This window comes from Zobellia alginiliquefaciens, from assembly GCF_029323795.1.
GTDB classification, from domain to species: Bacteria; Bacteroidota; Bacteroidia; order Flavobacteriales; family Flavobacteriaceae; genus Zobellia; species Zobellia alginiliquefaciens.
Map to the genome: position 1 here is coordinate 1,038,369 of NZ_CP119758.1, position 12,889 is coordinate 1,051,257.

A 12,889-nucleotide genomic window follows, 5' to 3' on the forward strand; every position below is an offset into this window, starting at 1 on the left:
TCCGTTTTTCCCTCGCACGCAGCTCAGGACATGTCCCCCACCCTTAACAAATGGGTTATAACTATACTTTTATCTCAACCTCAACACCACTCGGAAGTTCTAACTTCATAAGGGCATCAATAGTTTTTGATGAAGAGCTATAAATATCCAACAGTCTTTTATATGAACTAAGTTGAAATTGCTCTCTTGATTTCTTATTTACGTGCGGCGAACGCAAAACCGTAAATATCTTCTTATGCGTTGGTAATGGAATTGGACCCGTTACCACAGCCCCGGTAGTTTTTACCGTTTTTACGATTTTCTCAGCAGACTTGTCTACCAAGTTATGATCGTAAGATTTAAGTTTTATCCTTATTTTTTGGCTCATCTTTCTAAAAATTAAGCGGTTGTAACACCTTTTGCTGCCTTAATAACCTGTTCTGCAATATTAGACGGAGTTTCTGCATAATGTGCGAATTCCATAGTAGAAGTTGCCCTACCTGATGATAATGTTCTTAAAGAAGTAACATAACCAAACATTTCAGATAATGGCACCTCACCTTTAATCACTTTAGCACCAGCTCTATCTCCCATACTAGAGATTGTTCCTCTTCTACGGTTTAAATCACCTACTATATCACCCATGTTTTCTTCAGGTGTCAACACCTCAATCTTCATGATCGGCTCCATAATAACAGCTCCAGCGGCTTTACCAGCAGCTTTATAACCCATTTTAGCAGCTAATTCGAAAGAAAGTGCATCTGAATCCACAGGGTGGAAAGAACCATCTTTCAATACTACCTTCATAGAATCCATTTCGAAACCAGCCAAAGGACCATTTTGCATTGCTGCAGTAAAACCTTTCTCTACAGATGGAATAAATTCTTTTGGAATACGACCACCTTTGATTTCATCAACAAATTGCAACCCTTCTCCTTCAAAATCCTCATCAGCAGGACTCATTTCGAATACAATATCACCAAACTTACCACGACCACCAGATTGCTTTTTATAAGTTTCTCTGTGAGCAGCCAACTTCGTAAGTGCTTCTTTGTATTCCACTTGAGGTTCACCTTGGTTTACCTCAACTTTGAATTCACGTCTTAAACGATCTACAATAATATCCAAGTGAAGCTCACCCATACCAGAAATAATAGTCTGACCAGAAGCCTCATCTGTTTTTACCTGAAATGTAGGATCTTCTTCAGCCAATTTAGCTAAAGCCATACCTAACTTATCAACATCTACCTTAGTCTTAGGCTCAACAGCTATACCGATTACAGGATCAGGAAAATCCATACTTTCCAATACAATAGGATGCTTCTCGGCAGACATTGTATCTCCAGTTTTAATATCCTTAAACCCAACAGCAGCTCCGATATCCCCAGCTTCGATATAATCGATTGCATTCTGCTTATTAGAGTGCATCTGATAAATACGCGAAATACGTTCTTTTTTACCTGAACGGTTATTCAATATGTAAGAACCTGCATCTAAACGACCAGAATACGTTCTAAAGAAAGCCAATCTACCTACAAAAGGATCCGTAGCAATCTTAAACGCCAAGGCCGAAAAAGGCTCTTTTACATTCGGTTTTCTAGATTCTTCCTCACCTGTATCTGGGTTCACACCCACAATAGCATCTTTATCTATAGGTGAAGGCAAATATCTACAAACAGCATCCAATAAAAACTGAACACCTTTATTCTTAAACGAAGAACCACATATCATAGGAATGATAGCTCTATCCATTACAGCAGCTCTTAAAGCAGCATGAACTTCCTCTTCCGTGATAGAATCCTCATCTTCGAAGAATTTTTCCATCAACTCCTCATCATATTCAGCCACAGCTTCAATCAAGGCAGCTCTATACTCCTTAACTTCCGCCTTCATCTCTTCAGGAATATCAACAACGTCAAAAGTTGACCCAAAACCTTCTTCGTGCCAAACAATCGCCCTGTTTTTCGCTAGATCAACAATACCTCTAAAATCTGCTTCATCACCAATAGGCAAAACAATAGGAACAGCATTAGAGCCCAACATTTCCTTAACCTGCTTACACACGTTCAAGAAATTAGAACCCTGACGGTCCATCTTGTTAACAAAACCTATACGAGGCACTTTATAGTTGTCCGCCAATCTCCAGTTAGTCTCAGACTGAGGCTCAACACCATCAACCGCACTAAAAAGAAAAACCAAACCATCCAACACACGCAAAGAACGGTTTACCTCAACGGTAAAATCAACGTGTCCCGGAGTATCTATAATATTAAAGTGATAATCCTTTGTATCAGGCAACGCTTTTGCATTTTCCATTGGAAACTTCCAGGTACAAGTTGTTGCAGCAGAGGTAATGGTAATACCACGCTCTTGCTCCTGCTCCATCCAGTCCATAGTAGCCGCACCATCATGCACCTCACCTATTTTATGACTAACACCAGTATAAAAAAGTATACGCTCTGTTGTTGTTGTTTTACCAGCATCAATATGAGCCGCAATACCTATGTTTCTTGTAAATTTTAAATCTCTTGCCATTTCTGATTAGAATCTAAAGTGTGAAAAAGCTTTATTAGCTTCCGCCATTTTATGCGTATCTACTCTCTTTTTAACAGCTGCACCCTCTTCTTTCGAAGCGGCAAGAACTTCAGCTGCTAATTTTTGGGCCATTCCTTTCTCATTACGCTTTCTAGCGAAACTGATAAGCCATTTCATAGCAGTAGATATCTTACGATCCGGTCTAATCTGCATTGGAATCTGGAATGTAGCCCCACCAACTCTTCTACTTCTAACCTCAACATGAGGCATAACATTGGAAAGAGCATCCTTCCAAAGCTCTAAAGCAGTTTTTTCATCATCGGTTTTTTTCTCTTCTACGATATCCATTGCATCATAGAAAACACTAAAAGCGATTGACTTCTTACCATCCCACATCATCATATTGACGAAACGCGTTACCAACTGATCGTTAAATCTCGGATCTGGTAAAAGTGGTCTTTTCTTTGCCTGTCTTTTTCTCATTACTTAATAGTTTAGAGTCTTAACTTAAATTGAAACCTACATCTCAACCGCTACCTCAACTCTTTGTTCATTTACTTCTTAGGGCGTTTTGCACCGTACTTAGACCTACGTTGAGTCCTTCCTGCAACACCTGCAGTATCCAAAGCACCTCTAACGATATGATATCTAACACCTGGCAAATCTTTTACCCTTCCGCCCCTTACTAATACTATCGAGTGCTCTTGGAGGTTATGTCCTTCTCCGGGAATGTAAGCGTTCACTTCCTTACCGTTTGTCAACCTTACCCTTGCTACTTTTCTCATAGCTGAATTTGGTTTCTTCGGTGTAGTCGTATAAACACGAGTACAAACACCTCTTCTTTGAGGACACGAATCCAAAGCCGCCGATTTACTCTTCTTAGTAATCGTGGACCTTCCTTTTCGTACTAATTGTGAAATTGTTGGCATACTAACTTATATATGTATAAATAACCCCTTGTTTAAGGGTCGGCAAATGTAAGACTATTTCGCAGAAATTCAAATAGTTTGGGATTAATTTTTAATATTTTTTGCTTGAAGCAAAATCACACCCAATTCATGACCCAAAGATAGTAGATAGTAAATCACTAAAACACATGACCTATTTTAGATATTAAGGAAAAGAAACAAACTTAAAACCAAACACGTCTAAGAAAATTCAAGAAGATTACTCAATTCGCCAAAAATAATCAAACAAATACCAAAACCGATTAATAATTATTATTTTAACAGGTTTATCCTTACATATAAAAAGTTTTTATCCTAAAAAAAAAGAAAGTAATACTGATGGTAATCATTTTTAAGTGATTCTAAAATTTTTAACAAAAACCACGTATCATTCTCACTTAAATCCTTACAAAACCAACCCATTTTTAACATTGAGCCTGATATATGTGTTTTTTTAACAAAAATTTAGACCATTTCTTCATTTTATAACACCCAAAAACCTATGCACGCATAACTTTAAGTTAAAAAAAATTGGATTATTAACGCACTTTTATGATTTTTGGCGCCAGCTAATTCAAATAATTATAAAATGAGAGCAAAACAAAAAGGATTGTTAACGCTGTTTTTGGCGTTAATCGTGCAAATTTCATTTGCGCAAAGCAAATCGATTACCGGTACGGTGTCCGACCAAGATGGTCTACCACTACCCGGAGTTAACATTGTTGTTCAAGGTACTACCAACGGTACCCAAACAGATTTTGACGGAAACTATGCTATTTCAGCTAGTGAAGGTCAAACATTAGTATTCTCTTACATTGGGTATAAAAATGAGACCCGTCCTGTTGGAGCTTCAACAACTATCAACCTTCAAATGTCCGAGGATGCTCAGGCTCTTGACGAGGTGGTAGTAACTGCTTTAGGTGTAGAAAGAGACGCCAAATCATTATCGTATTCAGCACCTAAGGTAGATGCGGAAGATTTGAGCACCGCTCAAAACAACAATGCTATTTCAGCATTATCCGGTAAGGTTGCCGGGCTTAAAGTGAACTCACCTTCAGGTAACCTTGGGGGCTCACAAAGAATTCTAATACGTGGCGCCAACTCTGTAACCGGGGAAAACCAACCGCTATTCGTTATTGACGGTATCCCAATGGACAACTCAGGCTTTAACACCACTGACGCTCAGAGAGGTGCAGGTGGAGTCGATTTTGGTAGTACCATAAATGATATTGACCCCAACAGTATTGAAAGCGTCACAGTACTTAAAGGTGCTGCTGCAGCGCTTTATGGCTCACGTGCCTCTAACGGTGTCGTTCTTATAAACACAAAAACAGGTAAATCAGGAAAAAAACTTGGAATATCCGTTAACACATCTGTAACATTCTCAGACATAGCAATATTACCAGATTTACAAAGAGAATATGGTGGTGGCTCAATCATTTCTGACGCAAACGGCGGTCGTAATGGGTTCCAAGTTGAAGAAATCAATGGAACGGAGTACCTAGTACCACAATACGCTACAGATGAAAGTTGGGGTCCTAAATACGATTCAAGTATTCAATATCTCCCATGGAACGGTTATGACCAAGAAAGTTTTCCTCAGGATTATTTACAGACCAGACCATGGGTTGCTCCGGACAATGATGTTGAGAGCTTCTTTAACACTGGTATAACCACTAACAACAATGTTACAATTTCTAGCGGTGGAGATAAAGGCAGCTACTTAATGTCTGTGGGTAATGAGAAATCAACCGGTACAGTACCTGGTACGGAAATCAACAAGCATTTTTTAAGGTTAAACTTAAATCAAAAGCTTTCCGATAAAATAACATTTGTAGGTACGATGAACTATGTACATACCGATGGAATCAGACCCGTTATAGGCTACGATGGCAACAGTGTAACCCAAAAATTCTTTCAATGGGGTCAACGTCAGCTAGATTATGATATCTTAAAAGATTATAAGAATGAAGACGGAAGTCAGAGAACTTGGAACAGAACTGCTTATAATGATGCGACTCCTAAGTATTCCGATAATCCATATTGGACAGCATTTGAAAACAACCCTACCGATACTCGTAATAGGGTGTATGGTTCTGCAAGTTTCAACTACCAAGTAACTGAAGCCTTTGGGGTTAAATTAAGTGCTTATGGTGACACATACAACTTCAGAAACACCGAGACCATATCGATAGGCTCTCAGTCTCAGTCAATGTACACCGAACGAGCTTATGACTTTAAAGAGTACAACTACGAATTCGTAGCTAACTATAATAAAGACATAACTGATTATTTCAATTTAAAGGCTCTTGCAGGTGTGAATCAAAGGGATTATCAGTTAGACTATCGCCTGAATGAAACAACTGGTGGCCTAACTTTACCTGGTATTTTCAATATCAATAATGGAAAAGGACCTTTGGATCAAGATACATACACAGACTTTAAGAAAGTAAATAGTGTATTTGGTAGCTTAAACCTTGGTTTGGCAAATCAAGTATTTATAGATTTAACAGCTCGTAACGACTGGTCTTCTACACTCCCAGATAGTAACAATTCATATTTCTACCCTTCTGCCTCTTTAGCTTGGGTATTTAGTGAAGTACTACCTGACACCAGTTGGTTTAACTACGGTAAACTTCGTGCCAACTGGGCCGAAGTAGGTAATGATGCCGATCCGTACAAAGTTATTAGCACTTTAACCTTAGACACTCCATTTAATGGAGAAGGCCGTGTAACAGTACCAAGTACGTTGTTAAATGCTGATCTTAAAAATGAGACCACAAGAACATGGGAATTAGGAGCTGAATTAAGTTTTCTTAAAAATAGAATTAACCTAGATGTAACTTACTACAACAATTCAACTATTGATCAAATTATACCTGTTGACCTTTCCTATGGAACTGGGTATGGCGCTCAATGGATTAACGCAGGTGAGATGACCAACAAAGGGGTTGAAGTTCAAGTAGGCTTAAAACCTATTAGAACAGAAAACTTCTCATGGGAAATTGATGTTAACTATGCAAAAAACGAGAACGAGTTAGTTTCTCTTGCGGAAGGATTGGAATCTATCAACCTAACAAGTGCTCCTTTTCAAGTCCAATTATTAGCAACTGTAGGTCAGCCTTATGGAACGATTTTGGGAAGTGATTTTATTTATGATGACGCTGGAAACAAAGTTATTGATGCTGATTCCGGCATGTACGCTGCAACACAAGACTTAGTTCCTTTAGGTTCAGTACAACCTGACTACACAGCTGGCATAAGAAACAGTCTTAACTATAAAAATTTAGATTTGACTTTTTTAGTTGAAATGAGCAAAGGCGGTCAGTATTTTTCAACATCACACATGTGGGGTATGTACTCTGGTATGCTAGAGGAAACTGTTGCCAACAACATTCGTGAGGACGGTATTGTTCTTGATGGTGTAACTGGAACTATCACATATGACGACAACGGTAACTATACAGTAACAGATACTGCTGAAAACACAACAAATATTTCAGGACAAGATTATGGTGGTATGCACTATGGTGGTTTCGGAACTCCAGATGCACAAAACGTATTTGATTCAGATTTCTTTAAACTTCGTGAACTTGCCTTAGGATATACCTTTAAAAATGATTTCTTAAAAATATTTGATTCTGCTAGAATCAGCGTATTTGGAAGAAACCTGTATACTTGGGGATTAGATTATGACGGTATAGACCCAGAAACTGTATCAACGGGATCAGGAAACATTCAAGGTTTAGAAGGTGGTTTACAACCCTCTACTAGATCATATGGTATGAACCTTAAATTATCATTCTAAAAAAATTGACGATGAAAAAATATAATTTAGCAATATTAGCAGCTTCAACTTTGCTGTTTGCAATCGGTTGTGATACCGATTACATAAATGACCCGGATAACCCGACGTCAGCTCCATCTTCACAAGTATTCAGTAATGCGCAATTTGATTTGGCATATGAATTAAACGACCAATGGGTTGCGGGGAGAGGAACTTTACAGATTAGCCAGTACTGGAATTCTGAATTTTATTCTGATGAAAGTAGATACGCACTGCGTACGTCTATGGTTGATGATATGTGGGAATGGCCATACCGAGTCTTAACTGATTTGAAAGAGGTTATTGACCTGAACACAGACCCTATAAATGCTCCATTAATGTTACAATATGGAACTAATAGCGACCAGATTCAGGTGTCAAGAATTTTAATGGCGTACACTTTTTCAAAATTAGTAGATACTTTTGGTGATGTCCCTTATTGGAGTTATGGGCAAATGGAAAATCAAGATTTTCAGGCTTTGCGCTTAAAAGATGGTGTTTCCAGCCCTGGTTATACTGATGCTACTATCATATATGAAGATATGTTAGTTGAATTGGCCGATGCAGCTGGTAAATTAGACCCTTCTGGAACTACAATGCCATCAGGAGATAACATTTATGGAGGAAGTAATGCGCAATGGATTAAATTTGCCCATTCGCTGCGTTTAAGGTTGGCTTCTCACTTACTAGATGTTAATCCAACTTTAGCAAACTCAGTTTTTGCTGAATCAGATGCCTCCGCGTTTACCTCAAATGAGGACAATGCGTTATTCATGTTTGGAACCACCGATATAGTTGGTGGACCATGGCATAACGCCTTTACTGTTGAGGCACGCCGTGATTTCACTCCGTCACTTTCTTTTACAGACTTGCTCTACAATAGAGTCGGACCATTCACTGGAGCAGGCATGGAAGATCCTAGAATTGATTCTTTCTTTGACAAATATGTGGACCCTGAAGAAGGTGTGGCGGATGAAGTATACGGAATTCCATATGGCTTTGGAAATACGGTGTTACGTGCTGTTGAAAATGAAGGTATCCCACACTCGGACATACTCAAACCAGATTTCTCTCAGCCTATATTAACATATGCTGAAATTGAATTCATCAGATCAGAATTTAACGGATGGAATCAAGCAAACTATGAAAATGGTGTTACTGCTTCTATGGAATACTGGGGAATTGATGCGGCAGATATTTCAGCCTATGTTGGGGCATTACCTGCAGCTTCCGAAGAAACTGTTTTAACTCAGCAATATATTGGGTTATACATGGATGGACTTGAAGCCTGGAATTTATACCGAAGGACAGGATTTCCAAATACATTAACCGTGCCTGGTGATACTTTTGGAGACGCAACCTTCACTACTCTAGTTCCTGGCTTGAATGCCATACCTAGCAGGGTAACATACCCACAAAATGAACAATTACTTAACAGGACTAATTGGGATGCTGCAAGAAGTAGCTTAAGTGATGGTGATGCCATGACTTCCAAAATTTTCTGGGACGTGGACTAACATCGTCTATAATAAACGTTTATTCCAAATTAAGCTCGGCCAGATATTCTGGCCGAGCTTTTTTGTGGTTTTATAAATTTTAATTTCTTCGTGCCAATACATTATTTTATCCACGACACCAAAACTTCCTACTACACCAAAACCAACTACTCCCTTTATACCAGCTTCTACTAGGCAATAGCCAAACCCTACTGCATGCACAATGCGAACTGGCCGACTAACCTCATCACTGTTAAAAAGGGACCATTGCAAATTACAGGTCAACTAGTCCTATTTATGTGCACTACTAAATTAATTTTGAATATCAATATACCTTTGATTTCGGAATACTAATATAGGGTTAGCGGCTGAATACTTGAAAATCGGATATTAGAATATTTATGCAGTCCTTAAGGCTATCGACCTAAAAATACCACCTGTATAAACAGATTAAACTAGCCAAATTAAAACTCCAACAATGAATTTAACAACCTTTCATGACTTATAAATGGCTTAGAAGGAACAGCTTAAACAGAAGAGAATAACCATCTCGCCATTTTCTAGTTAAACCCGAGAAAATAAGTCATTAAACTTATTTCTGTTTCCTAAAAACCATACTTACTACAGCAAGATTAACAAACTTCACTAGTTACAACCTAGCACATTAGAGGACCATAACCACACTCTTTTACACAATCATCAGCTGAAACAAGCAAATATTTTAACAATATTTAACATATCTCATCTAAAAACAATATTTATGCGATATTGTAATTTTTTTAACAATAAAACACTGTTATTTTAGGCTAAATCCTAAAAAATAATATTTTTTCATAACGAATAAGCAATGTCGTGTTTGTTTTCTTCAGAAAAAACACCGTAAACTACATTTTATAACACTTAAAAAGCTATGCAAGCATAATTTAAAGTTAAAAAAAATAGGATTTTTAACTTTAAATTATGAATTTTATAACAAGCTAATTCAAACAAATATAAAATGAGAGCAAAACAAAAAGGATTGTTAACGCTTCTTTTGGCGTTAATCATGCAGATTTCATTTGCACAAACCAAACCTATTACTGGGACAGTCTCCGATCAAGACGGCCTACCACTACCCGGGGTTAATATCGTTGTTAATGGGACTACCAATGGAACTCAGACAGATTTTGACGGGAACTACACGATATCAGCAAGTGAAGGCGAATCACTAGTATTCTCCTATATTGGATACAAAAGTGCTACCCGTACTGTAGAAAACTCCAATACCATTAACCTTCAGATGGAAGAAGATACAGAGGCTTTAGAAGAAGTGGTAGTAACCGCCTTAAATATCAATCGAAAACCAAGAGAACTTGCTTACTCCGTTGCCAGTTTAGATACTAAAGCGCTTACAGAAACAAAATCTGTGAATGCTGCAACGGCAATGGTTGGTAAAGTTTCAGGTATGCAAATTAACACCATTAACAGTGGCGTTAACCCTAGTACACGAATCGTTTTAAGGGGTAGCAGATCATTACAAGGAAACAATCAAGCCTTAATCGTTATTGATGGTTTTCCCTCGGCTAGAGGAGTTTATGACCGTATTTCGCCAAATGATATTGAAAGTACAACAGTCCTTAAAGGATCTAACTCATCAGTTCTTTATGGATCTGAAGCTAGTAACGGTGTATTGTTGGTTACTACGAAAAAAGGGAAAGGTAAAATGAGTGTTGAATATAATACTTCCACACAATTTGAGAAGGTTTCCTATTTACCTGAATTACAAGATCAATATGGAGCTGGAGGATTCCCGGATGGCACTTTATTTCCACTGGAAAATGTAGCATGGGGGCCGAAGTATGACGGTCAATTAGTAGATGGTAGTGAAACTTATGAAGATGGAAGAGTATTGCAATTACCCTATACTCCAATAAAAAATAGGAATAGGGACTTTTTCAATACTGGGATTACGAATAGACATGGTGTTATATTAAGTGGGGGTGATGAAACCAGTGACTTTCTTTTATCGATTGATCAGACAAATACTACTGGTACCATTCCAAAAGACAAGTACAATAGAACAAATGCGAGAATTAAAGGTAGTAGAGAGTACGGAAAATTGAAAATTGGCGGTAACGCTACTTTTTTTAGAGACCACCAAAACGTTACATCTTCAACCGGGGGTAGACAATCCAGACCTTTTTATTGGACTTTGATAAATACGCCTTTGCACATACCTCTAAATGGCGCTGTAGATGGTTTAGATTATACTAACTGGCAAACAGGTGAGTTTACAAGAAATGAAGTTTCTTTTTTCAGATTCTATGAAAATCCATATTTTATAATCGATACACAAAGAGACAAACAGGATATTAAAGAATTTAATTTCCTTACCAACGTTGACTACCAAATAACTGATTGGCTTAAAGCATCCTTAGTTACAGGTTATACAAATAGCACTACTAAATTTAAAAAAGAGACTGGTGCTTTCACATATGCCTTTCAAGTACCTGATGCATATAGCAACCTAGATGCTTATGGGGCTACCACTACAAGCTTCTTGTTTGGTACAGATCGTTTTAATAGTGATATACTCCTGACATTTGACAAAGAGTTCAATGATTTTTCAACAAAGTTAGTTGTTGGACAAAACACAAGAATTGAAACCACTGATTTTGTTTCGGTTTCTGGTAATGACTTGATTATCCCTGATTTTTACAACGTGTCCACAAGAACTGGTGAATTAATAGGTTCCGAAGCTACTACTGAATATAGAAGAATGGGAGCTTATGCAGATTTTACTTTAGGCTATAAAAACTATTTGTTTCTTAATTTAATAGCAAGAAATGATTGGTCCTCAGCATTAAACATCAACGACAATTCTTTCTTTTATCCTGGTGCAGGATTATCCTTTGTCGTTACTGACGCATTCCCAGGACTAAAAAGTGAAAATGGATTAAGTTACCTTAAAGCCAACTTTAGTATAACTAAAACAGGTAATGACCCTAGTGCATACCAAAACAATTCAACGTTTACGACCCCTTCTAATTTTCCTTATGCAAATACTGTAGGCCTCTCACAGTCAAGTGATGCCCCGGACCCGTTTTTAGGACCAGAATTTACTACCTCAATTGAAGCCGGTATAGAAATAACAGTGCTAAAAGACCGATTATCTCTTATAGCAACAGGATATCAAACCAATACGGTTGACCAAATAATACCTGTAAACGTTTCTCTTGCTTCAGGTGCTACCACTAATGTGGTTAATGTTGGCGAAATAGAAAACAAAGGTCTTGAATTAGATCTAAAAAGTACTCTCGTTAGCACTAATGATTTTTCATGGAAGATGAACTTGAACTATACAGGGTTTAAATCCGAAGTACTCGAACTCACTGAAGGTGTACAAGAAATTGAAATAGGGGCAGCCGCTGCTGCAGGAGCCCGTATTGTAGCAAGAGTTGGAGAATCTTTCCCTCTATTACGTACTACGGCATACGAAAGAGACCCCCAAGGAAGAATTGTGGTTGATGCAGATGGTGATCCTATTCAGGATACACAAGAACAAATACAAGGCAAAACTGTACCAGATTATATTCTTGGTGGAAACACTACGATAAAGTATAAAAACCTAAGATTATATGCATCGGCAGATTATAGAACTGGTCATGTATTCTACAATAATTTATATGATGCATTAGAGTTTACAGGTTTAACACCACATAGTGTTGAATCAGGAAGACAACCATTTGTTTTTCCAAATTCTTCATATGCAGATGGAAACGGTGGATATACTGCAAATACAACCAGATTGACATCGGGGGGCGGGAATGCTTTTTGGGATTCTTATAATGAAATTAAAGAAAACTATGTTACAGACGCTACAAGCTTAAGATTGCGTGAAGTTTCTTTAACCTATGATTTTAATCAAGAATTTTTAGAGCAAATTGGGCTGTCAGAGTTAACTCTAGGTATATTCGGCAGAAACTTGGTTACATGGTTACCTAAAGAAAATAAGATTACTGATCCAGAGTTCGGACTTGACACAGGAAATGCGGTAGGTATCGGTACTCAACAACAAGGTCCTCCTTCAAGAACTTTTGGTGCATCTCTTACTGTTAAATTTTAAA

At 37.8% G+C, this 12,889-nt stretch carries 7 protein-coding genes; 3 read left to right on the forward strand and 4 right to left on the reverse strand.

Annotated features, from left to right (window positions below; all coding sequences use genetic code 11):
* Window positions 1-61: 61 nt before the first annotated feature.
* The 4 genes from rpsJ to rpsL form a co-directional block, all read right to left on the reverse strand.
* Window positions 62-367 (reverse strand): 30S ribosomal protein S10, encoded by a 306-nt coding sequence (rpsJ, locus tag P0077_RS04400; protein ID WP_007094989.1) that lies wholly within the window; start codon window positions 365-367, stop codon window positions 62-64.
* 11 nt (window positions 368-378) lie between these two features.
* Window positions 379-2,514: an elongation factor G gene (fusA, locus tag P0077_RS04405; RefSeq protein WP_276167932.1), complete on the reverse strand. Its 2,136-nt coding sequence runs from the start codon at window positions 2,512-2,514 to the stop codon at window positions 379-381.
* A gap of 6 nt (window positions 2,515-2,520) precedes the next feature.
* Window positions 2,521-2,997 (reverse strand): 30S ribosomal protein S7, encoded by a 477-nt coding sequence (rpsG, locus tag P0077_RS04410; protein WP_013993855.1) that lies wholly within the window; start codon window positions 2,995-2,997, stop codon window positions 2,521-2,523.
* A gap of 71 nt (window positions 2,998-3,068) precedes the next feature.
* Window positions 3,069-3,443 (reverse strand): 30S ribosomal protein S12, encoded by a 375-nt coding sequence (gene rpsL, locus P0077_RS04415; protein ID WP_010519393.1) that lies wholly within the window; start codon window positions 3,441-3,443, stop codon window positions 3,069-3,071.
* 607 nt (window positions 3,444-4,050) lie between these two features.
* Here rpsL and P0077_RS04420 point away from each other — a divergent pair.
* The 3 genes from P0077_RS04420 (at window position 4,051) to P0077_RS04430 (ending at window position 12,888) form a co-directional block, all read left to right on the forward strand.
* Window positions 4,051-7,269, forward strand: coding sequence for a SusC/RagA family TonB-linked outer membrane protein (locus P0077_RS04420; protein ID WP_276167933.1), 3,219 nt, complete (start codon window positions 4,051-4,053; stop codon window positions 7,267-7,269).
* An 11-nt stretch (window positions 7,270-7,280) separates the two neighbouring features.
* Window positions 7,281-8,804 carry a SusD/RagB family nutrient-binding outer membrane lipoprotein gene (locus tag P0077_RS04425; protein ID WP_276167934.1) on the forward strand — a complete coding sequence of 508 codons (1,524 nt, stop codon included), beginning with the start codon at window positions 7,281-7,283 and terminating at the stop codon, window positions 8,802-8,804.
* 976 nt (window positions 8,805-9,780) lie between these two features.
* Window positions 9,781-12,888 (forward strand): SusC/RagA family TonB-linked outer membrane protein, encoded by a 3,108-nt coding sequence (locus P0077_RS04430; RefSeq protein ID WP_276167935.1) that lies wholly within the window; start codon window positions 9,781-9,783, stop codon window positions 12,886-12,888.
* Window position 12,889 lies beyond the last annotated feature (1 nt).